The 21,447-nt window shown below is 61.4% G+C and carries 14 protein-coding genes; 2 read left to right on the top strand and 12 right to left on the bottom strand.

Annotation, left to right across the window (positions count from 1 at the left end):
* Positions 1-4: 4 nt before the first annotated feature.
* Positions 5-5,920: an NEL-type E3 ubiquitin ligase domain-containing protein gene (locus AU074_RS31365; protein WP_076018011.1), complete on the bottom strand. Its 5,916-nt coding sequence runs from the start codon at positions 5,918-5,920 to the stop codon at positions 5-7.
* Between the two features lie 204 nt (positions 5,921-6,124).
* Between AU074_RS31365 and AU074_RS34110 the strand changes: the two genes are divergently transcribed.
* Positions 6,125-6,295, top strand: a complete 171-nt coding sequence (locus tag AU074_RS34110; protein ID WP_159442647.1) for a hypothetical protein — start codon at positions 6,125-6,127, stop codon at positions 6,293-6,295.
* On the opposite strand, the gene ureC is transcribed toward AU074_RS34110, so the two are convergent.
* From ureC to urtA, 11 genes are all read right to left on the bottom strand, one after another.
* Positions 6,292-7,992 carry an urease subunit alpha gene (gene ureC / locus AU074_RS31360; RefSeq protein WP_076018010.1) on the bottom strand — a complete coding sequence of 567 codons (1,701 nt, stop codon included), beginning with the start codon at positions 7,990-7,992 and terminating at the stop codon, positions 6,292-6,294. The genes AU074_RS34110 and ureC overlap by 4 nt on opposite strands.
* Positions 7,993-8,155: 163 nt before the next feature.
* Positions 8,156-8,464, bottom strand: coding sequence for an urease subunit beta (locus AU074_RS31355; protein WP_076018009.1), 309 nt, complete (start codon positions 8,462-8,464; stop codon positions 8,156-8,158).
* On the bottom strand, positions 8,461-8,994 hold the full coding sequence (locus AU074_RS31350) for a GNAT family N-acetyltransferase (protein ID WP_076018008.1): 534 nt from the start codon (positions 8,992-8,994) through the stop codon (positions 8,461-8,463). Before AU074_RS31350 ends, AU074_RS31355 begins: the two co-directional genes overlap by 4 nt.
* 5 nt (positions 8,995-8,999) lie before the next feature.
* On the bottom strand, positions 9,000-9,521 hold the full coding sequence (locus tag AU074_RS31345) for a GNAT family N-acetyltransferase (RefSeq protein ID WP_076018007.1): 522 nt from the start codon (positions 9,519-9,521) through the stop codon (positions 9,000-9,002).
* 9 nt (positions 9,522-9,530) lie between these two features.
* Entirely contained in the window at positions 9,531-9,833 is a 303-nt protein-coding gene (ureA, locus tag AU074_RS31340; protein ID WP_003217383.1) for an urease subunit gamma, read from the bottom strand.
* Positions 9,834-9,981: 148 nt separating this feature from the next.
* Positions 9,982-10,821, bottom strand: coding sequence for an urease accessory protein UreD (locus AU074_RS31335; protein ID WP_076018006.1), 840 nt, complete (start codon positions 10,819-10,821; stop codon positions 9,982-9,984).
* Positions 10,822-10,851: 30 nt separating this feature from the next.
* A complete protein-coding gene (gene urtE / locus AU074_RS31330; RefSeq protein ID WP_017478391.1) occupies positions 10,852-11,550 on the bottom strand; it encodes an urea ABC transporter ATP-binding subunit UrtE in 699 nt (232 codons plus the stop codon).
* Positions 11,551-11,678: 128 nt separating this feature from the next.
* A complete protein-coding gene (gene urtD / locus AU074_RS31325) occupies positions 11,679-12,539 on the bottom strand; it encodes an urea ABC transporter ATP-binding protein UrtD (RefSeq protein ID WP_003217378.1) in 861 nt (286 codons plus the stop codon).
* On the bottom strand, positions 12,536-13,615 hold the full coding sequence (urtC, locus tag AU074_RS31320) for an urea ABC transporter permease subunit UrtC (RefSeq protein WP_063033353.1): 1,080 nt from the start codon (positions 13,613-13,615) through the stop codon (positions 12,536-12,538). The genes urtD and urtC overlap by 4 nt, the downstream gene beginning before the upstream one ends.
* Entirely contained in the window at positions 13,615-15,117 is a 1,503-nt protein-coding gene (gene urtB, locus AU074_RS31315) for an urea ABC transporter permease subunit UrtB (protein ID WP_076018005.1), read from the bottom strand. Before urtB ends, urtC begins: the two co-directional genes overlap by 1 nt.
* A gap of 138 nt (positions 15,118-15,255) precedes the next feature.
* Entirely contained in the window at positions 15,256-16,521 is a 1,266-nt protein-coding gene (gene urtA, locus AU074_RS31310) for an urea ABC transporter substrate-binding protein (protein WP_076018004.1), read from the bottom strand.
* Between the two features lie 245 nt (positions 16,522-16,766).
* Between urtA and AU074_RS31305 the strand changes: the two genes are divergently transcribed.
* Entirely contained in the window at positions 16,767-21,338 is a 4,572-nt protein-coding gene (locus AU074_RS31305) for a DUF4329 domain-containing protein (RefSeq protein WP_076018003.1), read from the top strand.
* The last annotated feature ends 109 nt before the right edge of the window (positions 21,339-21,447 follow it).

Genomic DNA, 21,447 nt, shown 5'->3' with positions numbered 1-21,447 from the left:
TCCATCAGGCAATGCTGCAGTGCTCCTTGCACGACACCCAGTCACGCAGGGTTAGCGACTGAATCAGCTGCGCGTCCTTCACGGCCAGTTGCAGTTGCACATCTTCAGCCTGAGTCGCGTAGTCCGCATCACTCAGGGTGCCTGAATCGTGTTCCTCCGACAGCCTGTTCAAGTGCATGTCATGGGGTGTTCTCAGTGCGCTGAACTCATCGGCATACTGATTGCGGATAAATACCTGCCAGAACTCGCGGCCCAACAGTGACTGTACGAACAACTTGGAGTTGTCCAATCGCTCGATTCGGCGTGCAGCGTTTTTCAGCAATTGCGGAGTCACCTGGCCCGTTGCAAGGTAGCGGGCCTCGCCGGGTTGGCCAGGCAGGCCAAGACGTTGTTGTAACCCCATACGATAGGCCAGGCGGATTTCAACGTCTTCCAGGTTTGCCAGGGCGGTGGCTTTTTGTTCCGGGGTCATGCCCGACATGCGAATCGCGCCTTCTCGAACACGAATATCTCCGCTTGCCGATTGTTCCACCTCGTCCAGGCGAAACAGGCCCTTTGCCAGGTCCAGCAGTGCCGGCCCTGCTTCGTCGTCGCTGGCCCCATACGTGGCATCCCACGTCAGCTTCTTGATTTCCATATCACTGAACACCAGCGCTGCCCGGTCACCACAGCGTGGGTCACTCGCAATGTTGAATAGCTCTTCACGCAAGCCATCGTGCCGGGCAGCGTCGAGCAGATCCCACAGGCGCGATTGCAGGTCGATATAGCCGCTACGGTACTCCGCAGAGGCTTCGAGGCTGTTGAGGATGTTGAAGAAGGCTTGCGAGCCAGGTTTCTCGGCAATCGACTCCCATGCGATGCGTCTTTGGGCTATCTGCATGGGGGACAACCCACTCATCCAGTGATGGAATGCCGGCTCCGGCGTGTCGTCCACCGCCGGCACTTGTGCCGCGCCGGCCACTTCTGCCGGCGGGCGTGGCGCCTGGTAGCGCATGGCGCCGAGGAGCCGCCCCGTCTCTGCCTCGGGGTGACGCGAGGCAACATTGAGCCAGTATTCAGCCAGTTGCCCCCGGGCTTCTGCGGTCAGGGGGTTTCCTCCGATAAACGTGACGTTATTGGTGCGGACGGTAGACACGGCCTGCCCGGACGGCGGGTTGACCTGGGACGCAGGCAATTGCGTGATGCGATTGTCGCTGAGGTCGATGATATCCAATGTCTGATGAGCCCCCAGGCCCTGCGGCCATTCGGTGATCCCGGTGTTTCTCAACCACACCCCGCGCAGGTTCCGCAGGCTGCTGAAGTTCGGGGTGCGCAACAGCGGGTTGTTGTCCAGCTTGATTATTTTGAGTGAGGTGAGCCCCTCCAGCACATTCACGTCGGCCTCGGTCATGGACAGCAGGTTGCCTCTGAGGTCCAGGCGGGTTAGCTGATTCATCCGCGCAACGCTGGGTGGGATTGAACCCAACTCGCTGTTCGAGAGTTCGAGCCAGCGGGTGTGGCTGAAGTGGCCGAGAAACTCATCCAGGCCGTACAGGGAATGCATGCCCTGCAATTTGATTGACCCAACGTGGCTGAAATCCGCTTCCAGCCTGGGCAGGTCACCGACGCTTACGCCGAGTGCTTCAAGTGTGTAGCCGATGGGCAAGCCATCGCGAGCCAGGGCTTTGGGGGTCAGGCGACGCCAGCACTGTTTGAGGCTGCGGGCGAATTGCTGGCGGTGGCCGGCGTCCCCTAAGCGAAGGTTTGCGTCGTCGGCGGCTATCAGAAACCGTTGCGCGGCCCAGGCGTCCAGTTGGGCGTTCAAGTCTTGCCATTGGCCTTCCAGGCGCGTCAGCTCGGCCGGCGCCCCGTCGCCTGCATTCAGCACAAATTGCTCATTTTCTCCCTCGCTGAAACCGGGAAACAGCTCTCGTACCCGCAGCATTTCTTCGGTGTGGCTCAAGGGCACTTCGAATGCACCAGGCTGCCCACCGTTGCGCCAGCCCGGTCGAGTCTGCGACAGGCGCGTGATGTACGCACGCATCTGCTGATTGGCTTGCGGGGTGAACGGGTTGTTGTGCAGACGTGTCATGCGGTTGAGACGAATACTGGCCTCCACACTTTCGGGTGCAGGGTTGAGCAGGCTGTCGGGCACTGCGCTGAGCTGATTGCTGGACAGGTCGAGTTCCCTGAGTTCCGGCAACTCGAGCAGGCCCGTGGGCCACTGGTTGATCCGTGTGTTGCGCAGTTCCAGCTTGCGCAGCCGGAGCAGGGTGCTGAAATCGGGCAGGGTACCCACGGGGTTGTCATTCAGGGACAGTTCTTCCAGGCGGCTCAAGCCAGCCAGTTGGCCTGCGCTGGTTTCGCTCAGGCGGATGGCATTGCCGGACACGTCCAGATGCGTCAGCTCCTTCATCGCGGTGACCGCTGCGGGCCATTCGGTCAGCGTCTGGCGACCCAGGCCTCCGATTTGCTTGAGGGTCAAACGTTTCAGATTGGGGAAGCGGCCAAGGAACTGCCCGGGACTGTCGGTAAAACCCACAGAGTCGAGAACCAACTCTTCCACATGGCCAAAGTCAGTGGTCACGTCCGGCAGGGTCACCTGTGTGCTGATTTCCAGGCGGCGCCCGGTATTTGCTCCGGCGCTGTCCACCGTCTGCCGGCGCCAGCAGTTTCTCAACGCATCGGCCGCCGCCCGCTCCCGGCCACCCGGGTTCACTTCAAATGGTCGCTGGCTAGCCTCTTCACGGGCACTTCGTTTAACCCAGTCTTTGAGCTCGCGTTTGAGGGCGGCATACTGTGCTTCCCTGCGCGTCAGTTCACTGCGTACATCACTCCCGTGGGCCTCGATGAAGGCGTTGACGTGCTCCTCGCGGAAGTCCGGATACAGCTTGCACAATCGCGCTGAGTGGCTGCGCAGTCGATTGAATTTGAGTAACGGGGAACCGCCCGGCAAGCGCAGGTTTCCCGCCAGCGGTTTACGCCATGCAGGAAATTCCAGCAGCACCGGGCGCAGCTCGTCCCGGGCCAACGGCGTTTGCCGCACCCTCTGCTTCAAGGTGCCGGCGTCGCGTGCTGCCTCGCCGAGTGCTCGACGTGGGCCTTGTTCGAGTTTTCCCAGGACGGCGCCATACAGATCGGTAGCGCCGAATGATCCGTCTTCACCCATCGCCAGCACCAGTGGCGGTGTGTCGGACGGTGGGCCGATGGCGTCGAACAGCGGCCCCTGTTCGCTGCCCCCGCGGATTTCGATTCGCAGGTTCGGGTCCCAGCCCGGAAGGGTTGGCAGGGTATGCAGGGCCAGTCGTCGACTGTCCGGGCTCTCCATTGCGTCCACGTACAAGCCTTCGTAGGCGCGTGCCATCCGCACCTGATGTTGGCTTTCGCGGGCCTGGGTCATAAGCCTTGGCGACAGCTTCTGATGTTTACTGAGCGCCGTCAGGTCCGCGTCTGTGGCCGTTTCCAGCAGTTGCGTCGCAACGTCGGCTGGCAGGCCGGCAAACCGGTCCATGAGCTGTTGGACGTGAGGCGAGCGGGTCACATTGTGGGCGCGGTAATCTGTGTCGAACAGTGAGGCCCGGCTGTCCCTGGCTGCTTGGGCGACTTCTCGGCGCCACTGTATGGTCTGTTCATCCAGCGCCTGTGGAGTAGGGTTGAGGACCGCAGGATAGGTCAGGCCTTGTTGCGCAACCACGCGGTCGGTCATGGCCTGGTCGGCCAGGGCATAGTCCAGGGGATCATCGCTGCCCATTTTCTCGATAAACGTATCGATCCGCTGATGGATGCCAAAGCGCTCGAGGCTGTCGGCCAACAGCGCTGGCGGCGGCAGGAGGTCTACATGCAGTTGGCGCAGTTGATCAGGCGTGACGCCACTGGCCAGGCGCACCTGTTCCAGCTGCGCGTCGCTCAAGCCCTGGGTGCGATAACCCAGGCGGCGCATTAACATTGAGCCCTCCCAGGTCAGTGGTTCTTCTCCTTCATGGAGCCATGCGCCCGCACCGTTATGCGCCACTTTCGGGGCATAAGCGTCGGAGCGTGTCGGATGTTGTATGCGATAGTTATCACTGTCGGGCTCGGGTTCGAGCGCATACAGTTGATCGTCGAGGCGTAGCAGCGGCTGTTGGTCGTGGCTGTGCAGGCCCAAGTCATCAAAGGCGGCGTCTTTGGGCAACACGACTGCGCTGCGATAGGCGGTCAGGTCCGGTTTCCATAACCGTTGCTCTGCACCTGGCAGACGCACTGGCTTGAGCTCCTGTACCAATGCAGGTGCTGGCGGTACAGCCACTTTTTGCAGGCCTTTTCCGGCACCGGCCAACAGGGCCATGGCTGCCAGGTTTTGGGCGACGCTGAACCAGTGCTCCTTGGCCGTATCCCGGTCGCCTTCGCTCCAGTCGATCACACCTTCGAAGGTTTCATACAGCAACTGGCCTGCCATGGCGGCCATCATGATTTCGCTGAGCACCGGGACGAACGCCAGCGCCAAACCGAGCGCGGCAGCGCCGACCTCCAGCCAGTGGGCGATTTTTTGCGCACGCACCCGTGCGTCGACATCGGCGGTGGGCACTGCCTGGTAGCGCGCATCCTTGAGGAGCTTGTCGCGTCCATGCTCAAACAGGCTAACCCACAGGTCGACGTTTTCTGCCCACAGGCCGCGTCTCGATACAACCAGCAGGTACAGGTCGGGAGTGTTCGCCGTCACTGTCCTGCAGCCTGATTTCGGTGGAGGAAGCTTTTGCGGCATGACCGTCGCAGCCAATACCGGGAAGGCTATCTGCAGCATGGTTTGGGTCACAGGCGAGCGAGCAATCGCATCGGCGCTGGAGGTGGAGTTCGGAGCGGGTTCAGTAAACCGGGTGAAGAACGCCGGCTTGTCGCTTTCATTGAGAAACTGGCTGAAAAAACGCTGGTAGCGAGTAGGCTCCGGACGGCCTTTACTGCCCGGGTCGCTCGGCTCTTTATCGCGCGTCACCAACTGGCGGTTCAGCTCGGCTTTCAGTTCCTCAAACGTGTTGTAGCGCTTGAGCGGTTGCTCCGGGTCGTGGGGCAGATAGACGATGAAATCGCTGGCATAGTGATATTTCTCCACCGGTGTAAACACCACGCTCCCCGTCAGCGCACGGCCTGTCACGCTCAGGCAGCTGAACCACACGGGCTTGCCGCCCAACGTCGGGTTGCGTTCGCCGTTGACAACCTCAAGCACCATGATGAAATCGTCGGGCCGAATATCTTGCTTGAGCAGCGCCAGGTATGCCGCTGCTCTGAGAGCGTCTTTTTGGCTGGTGATCACGGCGTCGCGCAAGCGGGTGTCGGCTGCGTCGTCGGTGGGCAGCAATGTTTCCTTCAGATGAGTCTGGTAGCGGGCACCTATGTCCAGCGTGCGGCACAGCGTTATAAACCCAGGCACGGTCAGTGTCTGGCCAACGCTGGGAGAGGCGCCTTCCCGATCGGGATGTTGGGTGAACCCGGAGGAGGGATCAAAGGCTGCGTCTTCGCTTTCGTGGGCTTCAAAGTTATGCAGGGCCGCCTGTAACAGCGAAACTTCCAGTACTTTGTATTTACCGGCCTTGACCCCCAGAACGCCCAGTGTCAGTGGCTCATACAAACGAAGGTAAGTGCCTTCGACGTCCACAGTGATATTGAACTGTTCTTTCAGCGCATGGTTGAGTAGCTCAATGGCGAACGGTTCGAGCTTCTGGACGTGTTCCAGGTGTTTATCCACAACGTGCTGAGATTTGAAACTGGTTTCATTGAACGCTTTCAGCGTTCTTCGCTGCAGCGGTGACAAGCTGTCCATCCACTGCGCTTGCTCGAGGTCTACCTGTTTCAACGCGTTGATTCGGTGGGGCGGGGCGTGTACCAGCCAGTCCGGAATGGCCTGGCGAATAAAGTCACTGTTGTCGTCAACCGACACGTCGGTGGTGACGGATGGGGCATCCTGCATGGGGCATTCCTTTGGGCTGGCAAAAGAAAAGCCTACTGAAAACATCATCGGATTAATAAGTCGAAAAACCGCTGGGTCAGCTGCAATAGTTAACGCAGCAACCTGAAATTACGCATGGGTCGAGTACCGGGTTACCGCCCCGGCAGGCCCCTTTTGCACAAGGTATCGTTACACCGGGGATGTCGCGTTTCTGAGAAATCTGGTGTGCGTCGTACATCCGTTCAAATGGCTAGCGCCGAGTACCGGGTGCGACTGACTAAGGTCATCACCTTTATCCCCTTCGACGACGCGTCGTTTGCCAGCATCGACAGCGAGCTCACGACGTTGGGCCGGACACTGACCGATCAGGCGATCAGTGCCATTCTCGGGGCCTAGAACAGGAAGTAACGCTGGGCCATCGGCAGTACATCCGCCGGTTCACACCACAGCAACACGCCGTCGGCCTTGACCTGATACGTCTGCGGGTCAACCTCGATATCCGGCAGGTAATCGTTGTGGATCAAGTCGGTTTTCTGCACTGAGCGGCAACCCTTGACCACGGCGATCTGCTTCTTCAAGCCCAACTGCTCGGGCAAACCCGCCGCCAACGCCGCCTGGCTGATAAAGGTCAGGCTGGTGGCGTGCAGCGAGCTGCCGAAGCTGGCGAACATCGGACGGTAGTGCACCGGCTGCGGCGTGGGAATCGAAGCGTTAGCGTCGCCCATCAGGCTTGAGGCAATCGCGCCGCCCTTGAGGATCAGCGTCGGCTTGATCCCGAAAAACGCCGGGCGCCACAGCACCAGGTCGGCCCACTTGCCCACTTCGATGGAACCTACTTCATGGCTGATGCCGTGGGTGATCGCCGGGTTGATCGTGTACTTGGCGATGTAGCGTTTGGCGCGAAAGTTGTCGTTGCCTTCGCCGTCTCCCGGCAGCGGGCCGCGCTGTTTTTTCATCTTGTCGGCGGTCTGCCAAGTGCGCGTGATCACTTCACCGACGCGGCCCATGGCCTGGCTGTCGGAGCTGATCATCGAGAACGCGCCGAGGTCGTGCAGGATGTCTTCGGCAGCAATCGTCTCGCGGCGGATGCGGCTTTCGGCGAAGGCCACGTCTTCGGCAATGCTCGGGTCCAGGTGATGGCAGACCATCAACATGTCCAGGTGTTCGTCGATGGTGTTGCGGGTGAACGGCCGGGTCGGGTTGGTGGAGCTGGGCAGCACGTTGGGGAAGCCGCAGGCCTTGATGATGTCGGGCGCGTGGCCGCCACCGGCACCTTCGGTGTGATAGGTGTGGATGGTGCGGCCCTTGAAGGCGGCGAGGGTGGTTTCGACAAAGCCGGATTCGTTGAGGGTGTCGCTGTGGATCGCCACCTGCACGTCGTACTCGTCGGCGACGCTCAGGCAGTTGTCGATGCTCGCCGGCGTGGTGCCCCAGTCTTCATGGAGCTTCAAGCCAATGGCGCCGGCCTTCACTTGTTCGATCAACGGCTCCGGCAGGCTGGCGTTGCCCTTGCCGGTGAAACCGATGTTCATCGGGAACGAGTCGGAGGCCTGGAGCATGCGCGCCAGGTGCCACGGGCCGGAGGTGCAGGTGGTGGCGTTGGTGCCGGTGGCCGGGCCCGTGCCGCCGCCGATCATGGTGGTGACGCCGCTGGTCAGCGCTTCTTCGATTTGCTGTGGGCAGATGAAGTGGATGTGGGTGTCGATGCCGCCGGCGGTGAGGATCATGCCTTCACCGGCAATCACTTCGGTGCTGGCGCCGACGCAGATGGTCACGCCGGGCTGGATGTCCGGGTTGCCGGCTTTGCCGATCGCGAAGATGCGGCCGTTCTTCAGGCCGACGTCGGCCTTGACGATGCCCCAGTGGTCGATGATCAGCGCGTTGGTGATCAGGGTGTCGACCACCTCATGGGCGAGCAGTTGGCTCTGGCCCTGGCCGTCACGGATCACCTTGCCGCCGCCGAATTTCACTTCTTCGCCGTAGACGGTGAAATCCTGTTCGACTTCGACGAACAGCTCGGTGTCGGCCAGGCGGACCTTGTCACCCACGGTGGGGCCGTACATGTCGGCGTAGGCTTGTCTGGAAATCTTCATGTGTTTGGTCCCTTGATCGTTCCCGATAGGTGGCGAGGGAGCTTGCTCCCGCTGGGCTGCGCAGCAACCCCAAAAGCCAGGCACCGGGGTGAGTCAGAAAAATTGAGTCAGTTCTTTAGCGGCCGCTGCGCGCCCGAGCGGGAGCAAGCTCCCTCGCCACAGGTCAGTCCAGGTCACCCATGATTTTCCCGGCAAACCCGAACACCCGGCGCTTGCCGCTCAATTCCACCAGTTCCACGTCGCGACTCTGCCCCGGCTCAAAGCGCACGGCGGTGCCGGCCGGAATGTTCAGGCGCATGCCACGGCTGGCGGGACGGTCGAAGGTCAATGCGTCGTTGGTTTCGAAAAAGTGATAGTGAGAGCCGACCTGGATCGGCCGGTCGCCGCTGTTGGCTACGCTCAAGGTGGCGGTTCGACGGCCTACGTTGAGTTCGATGTCGCCAGGCTGGATCTGAAATTCGCCAGGAATCATGCGGGTTGTCCCAGGGTCTTGAAGTAGATGGCGGTCGGGGTGTAGCGCCCGTCCGGGCTTTGGCAGTAGTCGGGCAATTCACCGATCTTGGTGTAGCGCAGCGACTGGTAGAACGCTTCGGCACCGGAGCCGGCTTCGGTGTCCAAGTACAGCAACCCCCGTTTGTACTGGCGGGCACTCAGTTCCAGGGCGCTCATCAGTTGCTGGCCGAGGCCGCGGCGCCGGGCCTCGCTGTGCACCAGCAGCTTCTGCACTTCGGCGCGGTTCAGGCCGTTGGCCTTCAGGCACAGGGCCAACTGCACGCTGGCAACGACCTGCTCATCACGCACCACCACCCACAGCAGCAGGCTGCCGTCGGTGATACTGGCCTGCACACCGCGCAGATAAGCGCTGGCCTGGGCTTCATCGAAGTCGGCCATGAAACCCACTGATGCGCCATGCTTCACGGCGTCCAACAACAGCTCAATCAAACCCGGGCGGTAATGGGCAAAACTTTCGGCATTGACTCGACGCAGTTGGGCGGCGTTCATCGGTATCACTCCTTGGGCGGCACAGCGCCTGGGTTGAGCGTCAGTTGCATGAAGGTCAGGTCCAGCCAGCGGCCGAACTTGGTGCCGACCTGGGGCATCTGCCCGGTGGTGATGAAACCCAGGCGCTCATGCAAGCGGATAGAGGACTGGTTGCCGCTCTCGATAGCGGCGACCATCACGTGTTTGTCGCAGGTTTTCGCCCGCTCGATCAGCGCCTGCATCAGATGAGGCCCGAGGCCTTTGCCGCGCTGGTCGCTGCGCACGTATACCGAGTGCTCGACGGTGTGGCGAAAGCCTTCGAAGGGCCGCCAGTCGCCGAACGAGGCATAGCCGATGACCTGCTCGTCTTCGACGGCCACCAGGATCGGATAAAACTGCGCCTGGCGCGCGCTGAACCAGGCCTGGCGGTTGCCCAGGTCTACCGGTTGTTCGTTCCAGATCGCCGTGGTGTTGAGCACCGCGTCGTTGTAGATATCGCGAATCCCTGGCAAATCGGCGTGCACCGCATCACGAATCAGAAAGGACATGGCCGGGCCTCAGGCGATAGGTTGGTGGACGGTGACCAGCTTGGTGCCGTCGGGGAAGGTGGCTTCCACCTGGATGTCCGGGATCATTTCCGGGATGCCTTCCATCACCTGTTCGCGGGTGAGCAGGGTGGTGCCGAAGTGCATCAGCTCGGCGACGGTGCGGCCATCGCGGGCGCCTTCCATCAGCGCGGCGGAAATGTAGGCGATGGTTTCCGGGTAGTTGAGCTTCACACCGCGCGCCAACCGCCGCTCGGCCACCAGGCCGGCGGTGAAGATCAGCAGTTTGTCTTTTTCCCGTGGGGTCAGGTCCATCGTTCAAAGTCCACTATGAAATACATTCGTAAAAACACCGGAGATCCAATGTGGGAGCGGGCTTGCTCGCGAATGCGGTGTGTCAGTGAATGCATCTTTGCCTGACCCACTGCATTCGCGAGCAAGCCCGCTCCCACATTTTTAATCTTCATGTGCTCCAGATTCTCGGTGATACAGCCTCTCGGCCCAGCACCGCCGGGCGCAGCAGGCGCCACAGCGCGATCAGCCAACCTCGCGCCAGCAGCGCTTCACTGGCCAGGCAGCGGGCTACCAGCAGGCCGGGCAATTGGGTCAGGTCGCCGCGTACTGCGTGGGGCAGGGAGCGGCATTGTTCGAGCAGGTCAGGGTCGATTTCGCCGGTCACCAGCAAGGTGGCGAACACCGGTTGCCCGTCCAGCCCGATGGGTGAGTCGAGCAAACCGTCGGCGCCCACAATGCGCTGGCGCTCATGCCAAATCAACTGGCCGTCGCGGCGGATATCCAGGTGCGACTGGAAGTGCCCGAGGTCGAAACGCTCGCCACTGGCGGGGCGCCCGAGGGCGACCACGTCCCAGTAAAACAGCCGGGCATCGCCTTGCAGCTCAATGCGCGTGGTGAGTTCGGCCTGGGCGGCGCTGAACACGATGGTCTCCTGCGGCAGCCATTCCAGCGTCGCACCAGCCTCCACCGTCAGCTCCAGTTTTTGATAGGCCGGCCCGCCGGCGCGATACCACTTGGCCGCGCCGGGGCTGGTCAATTGCGCCCAGGCTCCTTCGGCGACATGGGCCGTGATGTCGAGGCGATCACCGCCGGCAATTCCGCCTGGCGGGTGCACGATGATGTGCTGGCACACCTCGGGGCCTTCGGCGTACAGGTGCTTTTGCACCCGCAGCGGGCCGAGGTGGCGGCGCATTACCGGGCGCGTGGTGTCGCCGAAACGCGCGTAGCCGAGCTCCAGCTCGGCGTGCCAGCTGGGGGTGAACAGCGCGGTGGGGGCAGGTAGAGTCATGGTCAGTGCTTATCGTTAGGACGCTACAGATTAGATCGTAACGAGCCCGCGCACACCCTCGCTTTCCATATTTTCTCCACGCCCCTGCTGGACGATTTCGCCCCGGGACATCACCAGGTACTGGTCGGCCAGTTCAGCAGCAAAATCGTAGAACTGTTCCACCAGCAGAATCGCCATGTCGCCGCGTGCCGCGAGCTTCTTGATCACCGCGCCGATCTCCTTGATCACCGACGGCTGGATGCCTTCGGTGGGTTCATCGAGGATCAATAGGCGCGGGCGGCTGGCCAGGGCGCGGCCGATTGCCAGTTGCTGTTGCTGGCCGCCGGACAGGTCGCCGCCCCGGCGTTGCTTCATTTGCAGCAGCACCGGAAACAGCTCGTAGATGAAGGCCGGCACTTCCTTGGCTTCGGAGCCGGGGAAGCGCGACAGGCCCATCAGCAGGTTTTCTTCCACTGTCAGGCGGCCAAAAATCTCCCGGCCCTGGGGCACATAAGCGATACCGGCGTGCACCCGCTGGTGCGGCTTGAAGCCGGTAATGGCCTTGCCTTCCCAGTTCACCGCGCCTTCCTTGGCCGGTAGCAAACCCATCAGGCACTTGAGCAAGGTGGTCTTGCCCACGCCGTTGCGGCCCAGCAAACAGGTGACTTCGCCGACTTTTACCTCAAAGGAAAGCCCGCGCAGGATGTGGCTACCGCCGTAGTACTGGTGCAGCTTGTCGACTTGCAGCATGTTCAAATTCTCCTCAATGATCGTTCCCACGCTCTGCGTGGGAATGCCGCAATGGACGCTCCGCGTCCGCCGTGTGACGCAGAGCGTCACCGGATGCATTCCCACGCGGAGCGTGGGAACGATCAGGTTCAGCGGCCGAGGTAAACCTCGATCACCCGCTCATTTTCCTGCACCTGTTCCAGCGACCCTTCGGCCAGCACGCTGCCCTGGTGCAACACTGTCACGTGGTCGGCAATCGAGCCGACAAAGCCCATGTCGTGCTCCACCACCATCAGCGAATGCTTGCCCGCCAGGCGCTTGAACAGCTCGGCGGTGAACTCGGTTTCGGCGTCGGTCATGCCCGCCACCGGTTCGTCCAGCAGCAACAGTTGCGGGTCTTGCATCAGCAGCATGCCGATTTCCAGAAACTGTTTCTGGCCGTGGGACAGCAAACCCGCGGGGCGGTTGACCGAGGCGGTGAGGCGGATGGTGTCGAGGACTTCGCTGATGCGGTCTTTCTGCTCGCCGCTCAAGCGCGCCCGCAGGCTGGCCCACACCGACTTGTCGGTCTTCTGCGCCAGCTCGAGGTTTTCGAACACACTCAGGGCTTCGAATACCGTGGGCTTCTGGAACTTGCGACCGATGCCGGCCTGGGCGATCTGCACTTCGCTCATGCTCGTCAGGTCGAGGGTTTCGCCGAACCAGGCCTTGCCGTGGCTGGGCCGGGTCTTGCCGGTGATCACGTCCATCAGCGTGGTCTTGCCCGCGCCGTTGGGGCCGATGATGCAGCGCAATTCGCCGACGCCGATGTACAGGTTCAAGTCGTTCAATGCCTTGAAACCGTCGAAGCTGACGCTGATGTCTTCCAGGGTCAGGATCGTGCCGTGGCGGGTGTTCAGGCCTTTGCCAGCCGCCTGGCCGAGGCCGATGGCATCGCGGGCGCTGCCCTGGTCTTTGTTCGGTTCAAGAATGGGTTCGAGCATAAATTCGGCCGTCGCTGTGATCCTCATTGGTCGCCCCTTTTCTTCAGCAGGCCAATCACACCCTTGGGCAAATACAGGGTGACGATGATGAACAGCGCACCGAGGAAGAACAGCCAATACTCAGGAAACGCCACGGTGAACCAGCTCTTCATACCATTGACCACGCCAGCGCCCAGCAACGGACCGATCAAGGTTCCACGTCCGCCGAGGGCCACCCACACAGCGGCCTCGATGGAGTTGGTCGGCGACATTTCGCTGGGGTTGATGATGCCCACTTGCGGCACATACAACGCGCCCGCCAAACCACACAGCACCGCGCTCAACACCCACACGAACAGCTTGAAGCCACGTGGGTCGTAGCCGCAGAACATCAGGCGGTTTTCCGCATCCCGCAGTGCCGTCAATACCCGACCAAACTTGCTCTGGGCCAGGCGCCAGCCGATGTACAGACTCGCCACCAATAACGCCACGGTGGCCACAAACAGCACCGCCCGCGTGCCCGGTTCGGTGATGCCAAACCCAAGGATGCTGCGGAAATTGGTAAAGCCGTTATTGCCGCCAAACCCGGTCTCGTTGCGGAAGAACAGCAGCATCCCGGCGAAGGTCAGGGCCTGGGTCATGATCGAGAAATACACGCCCTTGATCCGCGAGCGGAAGGCGAAGAACCCGAACACCAGCGCCAGTAAACCTGGCGCCAACACCACCAGGCACATGGCCCAGAGGAAGTGGCTGGTACCGGTCCAGTACCACGGCAACTCGGTCCACGACAAGAAGGTCATGAACGCCGGCAGCTCATCGCCGGACGCCTGGCGCATCAGGTACATGCCCATGGCATAACCGCCCAGCGCAAAGAACAAGCCGTGGCCGAGGGACAACATCCCGGCGTAACCCCACACCAAATCCAGGGCCAGGGCGACAATGGCGTAGCACAGAATCTTGCCCACCAACGTCAGCGTGTAGGCGGAAACGTGCAGCGGGTTTTCCGGTGACAACAGCGAGAACAACGGCAGCGCCAGCAGCAGGATCAGGATCACTGCACCGACCGCAACGGTCACCTTGGGGCCGGCCTTTTGCGCGGCCGTGAGCATCAATGGCTGGTTCATCAGTCGATCACCCGTCCTTTCAGTGCGAAGAGTCCCTGCGGGCGTTTCTGGATGAACAGAATGATCAGCGCGAGGATCAGGATCTTGCCGAGTACGGCGCCGATCTGCGGTTCGAGAATCTTGTTGGCTATCCCTAAGCCAAAGGCGGCCATGACGCTACCGGCCAGTTGGCCGACGCCACCGAGCACCACCACCAGGAACGAGTCGATGATGTAGCTCTGGCCGAGGTCCGGGCCGACGTTGCCGATCTGGCTCAAGGCAACACCGCCGAGGCCGGCGATGCCGGAACCGAGGCCAAAGGCGAGCATGTCCACGCGCCCGGTGGGCACGCCGCAGCAGGCGGCCATGTTGCGGTTCTGGGTCACGGCGCGCACGTTGAGGCCCAGGCGCGTCTTGTTCAGCAGCAACCAGGTCAGCACCACCACGAACAGCGCGAAGGCGATGATCACGATGCGGTTGTAGGGCAGCACCAGGTTGGGCAGCACCTGAATCCCGCCGGACAGCCATTCGGGGTTGGCCACTTCAACGTTCTGCGCACCGAACACCAGGCGCACCAGTTGGATCAGCATCAGGCTGATGCCCCAGGTAGCGAGCAGGGTTTCCAGCGGGCGGCCATAAAGGTGACGAATCACCGTGCGTTCCAGGGCCATGCCGATGGCGGCGGTGACAAAAAACGCCACCGGCAGCGCGATCAGTGGGTAGAACTCGATGGCCTGGGGCACGTAGCGCTGCATCAGCAACTGCACCACATAGGTGGAGTAGGCGCCGAGCATCAGCATCTCGCCGTGAGCCATGTTGATCACCCCGAGCAAGCCGAAGGTGATCGCCAGGCCGAGCGCTGCCAGCAGCAGGATCGAACCCAGGGACATGCCGCTGAAGGCCTGGCCGAGAATCTCGCCCACCATCAGTTTGCGTTTGACCTGGGCCAGGCTGGTTTCGGCAGCGGTGTGCACGGTGGCGTCGGCTTCGACACCAGGCGCGAGCAGGGCTTCCAGGCGAGTACGGGCCAGCGGGTCACCGGTGCCGCCGAGCAAGCGCACGGCGGCCAGGCGCACAGCCGGGTCGGGGTCCACCAGTTGCAGGTTGGCCAGGGCGAGGCTGAGGGCTGTGTGTACGTCGTCGTTGGTTTCACCGGCGAGTTGCTGGTCGAGGAATTTCAGCTGCGCAGGTTGTGCGCTTTTTTGCAGGGTAAGCGCTGCGGCAAGGCGCACCTTGGGATCGGCTGCGAGCAATTCCTGGCTGGCTTGCACGTTGTCAATCAGGCCGCGCAGGCGGTTGTTCAGGCGCACGGTTTTGGTTTCACCGTTGACGCTGATCTGGCCTTGTTGCAGGGCGTTCACCAACTCGATGCGCGCCGGGTCGGGCTGGGCGGCCCAGTCCTGGAGCAGCTTGGCTTGTTGCATCGGGTTGGCGTTGATGAAGTCTTCGGCGTCGCTGGCGTGTGCGGCGAAGGGCAGCAACAGCAACAACGTCATGAGATAGCGTTTGAGGGCAGTGGGCATAAACAAATGTCCTGATCATGCGCGGTCAAAATGTGGGAGCGGGCTTGCTCGCGAATGCGGTGTGTCAGTCACTGCATCCCTTACTGATCCACCGCTTTCGCGAGCAAGCCCGCTCCCACATTTGACCTGTGGTGTGGCTTAGTTGCTCTTCACGGCGTAATCCGGCTTCTTGTCATTCCCCGGGATATACGGGCTCCACGGCTGCGCACGAATCGGCTCCTCCGTCTGCCACACCACCGAGAACTGCCCGTCGGACTGGATCTCACCGATCATCACCGGCTTGTGCAGGTGGTGATTGGTCTTGTCCATGGTCAGGGTGAAGCCCGACGGCGCGGCAAAGGTCTGCCCGGCCATGGCTTCACGCACTTTGTCGACGTCAGTGGACTTGGCTTTCTCCACCGCCTGCGCCCACATATGGATGCCCACGTAGGTGGCTTCCATCGGGTCGTTGGTCACGGCTTTGTCCGCGCCCGGCAGGTTGTGGGCCTTGGCGTAGGCTTTCCAGTCGGCGACGAATTTCTTGTTCACCGGGTTCTCCACCGACTGGAAGTAGTTCCAGGCCGCGAGGTTGCCCACCAGCGGCTTGGTGTCGATGCCGCGCAGTTCTTCTTCACCCACGGAGAAGGCGACTACCGGTACGTCGGTGGCCTTCAGGCCCTGGTTGGCCAGCTCTTTGTAGAACGGCACGTTGGAGTCGCCATTCACGGTGGAGATCACGGCGGTCTTGCCACCGGCCGAGAATTTTTTGATGTTGGCCACGATGGTCTGGTAATCGGCATGGCCAAACGGGGTGTAGACCTCTTCGATGTCTTTATCCGCTACGCCTTTGGAGTGCAGGAACGAGCGCAGGATCTTGTTGGTGGTGCGCGGGTACACATAGTCGGTGCCCAGCAGGAAGAAGCGCTTGGCGCCGCCGCCTTCTTCGCTCATCAGGTATTCCACCGCCGGGATCGCCTGCTGGTTCGGCGCCGCACCGGTATAGAACACGTTCGGCGACATCTCTTCGCCCTCGTATTGCACCGGGTAGAACAGCAGGCCGTTGAGTTCTTCGAACACCGGCAATACCGATTTGCGCGACACCGAGGTCCAGCAGCCGAACACCACGGCGACCTTGTCCTGGGTCAGCAACTGGCGGCCTTTTTCAGCGAACAACGGCCAGTTGGAGGCCGGGTCTACTACGACGGGTTCGAGCATCTTGCCGTTCACACCGCCCTTGGCGTTGATCTCGTCGATGGTCATCAGCGCCATGTCTTTCAGCGAGGTCTCGGAGATGGCCATGGTCCCGGACAGCGAGTGCAGGATGCCGACCTTGATGGTCTCGGCGGCCTGTACGGTCCAGGTCATGCCCATGGCGGCGATGGACGCCGACAGTGTGAAAGCCTTGATCAAGCTGCGACGCTTCATTGTGCAATCTCCATGACTCAATGATGTGATGAGGGAGTGATTGCAAAGGCTGTGCCGAGGCGCGCAATCGTGGTGCACCAGAGCTTTGCTTGGACTATGCGCGTGGGCGACGCACCAATGCGGCGCCAATCGCGGCGGCCTGTGCACGCAGGTGCACCCGGATGGTGCCGGGCTACTTACCTACCGCTTGAACGCTGAGTGGGCCGCCGAGAATGGACGCTGACGATTACTTGAAAGGAGTTCCCATGGCGATCCGATTAGACCGCGAGCGACGTGCCGCCAGCACCAACCGAGGCGCTGCACGCTTGCCACCGTTAAGCCCGGCTTTTTTGCATGAGGCGGATGCTGCCTACTGGGCGCACCGCAAAATCGGCGAGCGACGCGACCGCGAGTACGGCGGTGTGATTATGAAGAACCCTGCCGGGCGGTACTTTGCAACCGAGCCCGTGCCCGGTGATGCGATAGAATTCAACCTGCTCAAAGTTCTCGCCCTCAGCCCCGAAGGCTACTACCAGCAACCCCGGGGCTACACCTGTGTGGCGACCTATCACTCCCACCCTGCCCGGCATGCGTTGATTCAGCAGCGCAACCGCTCGTTTGACGCAAGGATGGTCAAGGCTTTCCTCGGGTTCTTTTCCGGCTCGGACTTTACCCATGATGTCGATGACCGGGAGTTTTTCCCGGCCGCGTATCTCTCCGGGCCGGATGGTTCACTGATTCGCTACGCCCCCAGCGGCTCGGCTGCGGAGCGCAGCTTTGCCTTGTGGATCAAGGCGGGCAAACCGACGGGCAATCGTGTCGGTGTGTATGGCCCGTTCAGTGAGTTTGTGAAGAAAATCTCTACCTTGGGCGAGTTGAGCCTGATCGTGCCCACCTCATTATGGGGTGGCTCCATCGGGAAGGTACCGGCGGACTGGGTGGTGTTTGAACCCTTTACATCAAAGGCCGTGACCAGCCAGCCACTGTTGACCCCGGTCTTTGCGCGTGCCGAAGACGCAGTGGGGGCGGCACTTGCGTCATCGATGGTGATACCTGGCCGGCGCACCTGCGGGTTTGTGCTCAAGCACTCGGATGCTGACCGCTATGTGGCGACCTTTGCCCTGGAGGAAGACCTGCCGCTATTTTCTCCCCAGGGTCGTTTTCCACCCATGACGCGCAGCGGTTGGGCGCTGCCCGCCCAGTATCGACTCGAGGCGATCTACTTTCGCTCATCGCCCTCGGCTGCCGACATGCCTGCCCGGGAGTCCTGGCTGTATGACGCTTTCTTCACGCCGGGCGAAGTGCAGGCGGCCATCACTCAGGCCAATGCAACCCTGGCATTGCAGCACGAGCGTCGTGGGTTGCAGCTGTACATGCAGGCGTCGGATGGTGCGTTGCTCAAGCTCAAGGTGCCGCAGACCCAAAACGCGATCCATGCGGGTGTGCTTGAGGACACGGGCACTCAGGCGGCGCTGGCAGACGGCAGCCTGAGCCCTCGCGACTATGTGCGGCGGGTGATGGCTGCCACCGAATTGTCGGTCGTGAAGGCTGGGCAGTTGTGGCGCGATGTCGGTCCCGTGACTGCTCGTTCTGCGGTGGTGGCGGTGTCAGAGGCGATCATCCTGAAGGCCTCGTTTCTCTCGGCCAACGATGCGGCATTGCACGCGCATGAGGTGGTCGGCAATCGGCGGGCTCACTACTACGGCGGCTATGTATTGAAGGGCGTGGACGGGGGCTTTTTTATCTCCGAACCTCGGGAAAGTTCCGTCAATGCCTTTGACGGCCGGTTGTTCTTTCCCCTGGGCGGGGCGGGGCCGCTGATTCCGCCGGAGCGCTATGAAGTGCACGGTCGCTACGGCTCGCACCCGGCGCTGTCGATGATTGATCGGGGCTGGGTCGATAAGCGTCGATGGACGCAGGACGAGGCGCTGACCAACCTGCAGGCGTTTTCGCCAGAGCAGATACGCTCGATCATTCTGTCGCGGCAGGTGGGGTACTTGTCCGGCGCTAAGGACTGTCTGCTTGCGTATACACCTACCGACACGTCAGCCGCGCCTGTCTTTGATAATGCAACGGGCAAGCCCGCCGAGTGGGTCCGCCAGTTGGCGGCAAGCGGCAACCTGAGGGTCATAGAGGGCAACCCGTTGTGGGGGCCGCGCTCGGTCATTGGCAGTAGTTGGACGCCCCATTCCAAGTATGAGCCCAGGGTTGGGCCGCCGGTCTACGCGACCTATGGCGCGGTGTTTGCCACGGCCGACCAGGCCGCCCGCGACCTGCATGCCCGCGTGCACGGTCGCAATCTGGAGACTCAAGACTGTTTTGCGTTTGTCCTCAAGCACCAGGACAAGGCGCAGTACATTGCCAGCGAGGTGGTCTGTGTCGACCGCGCCAATGTGCTTTTCAAGCTCAACAGCCTGTTTGCAGTGGCGGAAACGAATGAATACGTGTTTCCCAAGGGCTTCGTGCTGCACGCGCTGTTTCGATCCCAGCAATGGGCGCCGACCGGGCTTAACTCCTCGATGGGCTGGCTGACGAAGAACTTTGTAACGCCTGCGGTGATGTATATCGCGCTCTACGACTCGGTTCGCAGGGGGAGGGATTACAACAAGGGCAACAACCTGCCGATTTATTTCTCGCTCCTTGAGGGCGCGCTACTCCGATACGTGCCTGCACCCATTCAGATAGGGCATGGCGGGCAGGTGGAGAGCGAGCTTGAGCAAACCACCCAGGAGTTGACCAGCGGCCAGAAACAGGCGCGGGACTTCGTGCAGATCTGGGCGAAACGCGGGCGACTGAGCGTGGTACGCACCAGCCCGCGTTGGGACACTTTGGGCCCGGTGAGCGAAACTTGGTCTGGTTACGAGCACATCACACGGCGACGATTGAGCCCGGCCTTCGCCAACGCCGATGATGCGGCGCGGTATGTGGCGCAGATGGTGGGGCAGGGCCGCAAGCGCGCTTATGGCGGGGTGATCCTGCGGCTTGCCAATGGTTTGTTTGCAGCGACCGAGCCGTTGGCCGTGCCGCCTCGCGGGTTCACACTTGATTGGATTTACCCCGACCAAATCCTTGCCAAAGGGCTGTACACGGTGGGCAGCACAATCGTTGCGCGCTATTCATCGGTGGTGGAGCAAGAGGTCCCGATTTTATTGACAGCGACCCAAAAGGCTATCTACACCAGCATGATACCCAGCGCAGTTTTGTCGAGCCTAATGCTGCGAGAGGCGCACCTCAAGCGTGAATACGTCATCGGACCACGTGGTTCGGTACTCAGCTATCACCTGTCGGACTCTGCCGCAGAGAACCAACTGAAAAACCAGCTGACGCCGCGCAATCTGGTCAGGGGAGACAATGCCGACACTGTGATCGAGCAGCAATTGCGCACGGGCACCTTGTTGCCGAGTGACTTTGTCAGCCAGGTCGCACGTGCCGGAACCCTGCGGGTTATCGAGGGCAGTGAAGTCTGGGGCCCTTCCCGACAGATCACCGCAGAGTTCATTGCGAACGTCGAGCGCCCGGCTGCCCTGTTGATTCGGGCGTCCCTCGCCGACCCGGCCTGCAGCCCGATATTTACCCGGCCCTACGATGCGGTGCGCCATGCCCAGCAGGGATATACGGTAGGTGCTCAACCAGCGTTCGGCTTCCTGCTCAAGGCCCTCAACAAGGCACAGTACATGGTCACCCTGCCGCTGGTGAGGGCGCATTACGCCGACTTGAAGCAAGTCTTCCCTAACGGCCAATTGCCCCAGGGCTATGCGCTGGAGGGCTTGTACTTGTGCGCCAGCAACGAGGCGATCGCCGAGCCGGGCGATGATATGGTCTATAGCTTCCAGGGCCCCCAGGCTATTGCCAACGGGCTGAATTTCGTCAACAAACCCGTCAATGGGCGAGTGTTGCCGCTCTACCTGATCTGCGCTGACGGAGCGCTGCTGCGGTATCGGCTGACGGCGCCGAATGTGCTGTATGAGTTGATGAGACGTGCCCCCCGGGACGCGACGCAACTGCTGGAAGGCTCGCAGCGCGTGAGTGAGTACGTGCTGTCACTGGTAGCGAGTGGCGAGTTGGATGTTCGTATCCCTAGCCGCATCTGGGGGCGCTCCGGACGGGTCACTGCGCAATGGCATTCCCAGCAAAGCCCGCATGGCTTCAGCAGCAATCCCTATTTCCACTCGTTCTGCGGCCCGTTGTTTGCCGATGCCGATGATGCGGCGCGGTTTGCACAGAAGCAGTTGGGCCCGTTCGCCGGCAAGGAGTATCTGGGCGCGGTACTGGTGCCGCCGCACACACCTGGATTTGTGGCGATAGAGCCGGTGGAGGATGTGGATGGGGCGCAGGGTGAACAAAGCAGCCTGGAGTTGTTTTTCTGGCCGAATCACAGTGGGTTCGATTTGCCGCCCTCTCACGAACTTTACTTCTACACCATCGCGGCAGTGCAGGCGTTCTACAAGGCGATACCCTCGACATCAAGCAAGGTGCCCCTGGACATCCACCTCTTGGCTAACTTCGTTGCTGTTCAGGATTTGCGAAGCTACGTGGAAGTGTTGCAGCGTAATTTACCCGCGGCGAAGAGTTGCTATCTGGCCTGCCGGGGAGGTGCCCTGTTGAAATACATGCCCGGTTTTAACAGCCAGGAAACCGCACTGCTCAACCCCAGCCTGCCGTCTACTCCCAGCCAGTTGGTTAGCCAGTTGAGGCGGTTCGGCACGTTGTCTGTACTGGACAGCGACAGCTTCTGGACACGACGAGGACTGCTGAGCGAAAAGTGGCAATTCGTCGTTGTACCAGCTGAGCCGGATGAAGACCAAGTCGACTTTGGCCGGGACAAAGATGAACTGTAGGCCGCCCGTTAACTATCTAACGCCTTTGCCTGGCCAATTCATTGGAAGTTAAGCCTGCCTGGCGTGCCCCGGATTTCGAGGGTGACGCCAGGCTTTCTCATTTCAATCA

It is taken from the genome of Pseudomonas sp. ATCC PTA-122608, assembly GCF_001952855.1.
Classification (GTDB): domain Bacteria; phylum Pseudomonadota; class Gammaproteobacteria; order Pseudomonadales; family Pseudomonadaceae; genus Aquipseudomonas.
Note: the sequence above shows the minus strand (reverse complement) of the source record. Positions and strands in the feature narration are given on the sequence as shown.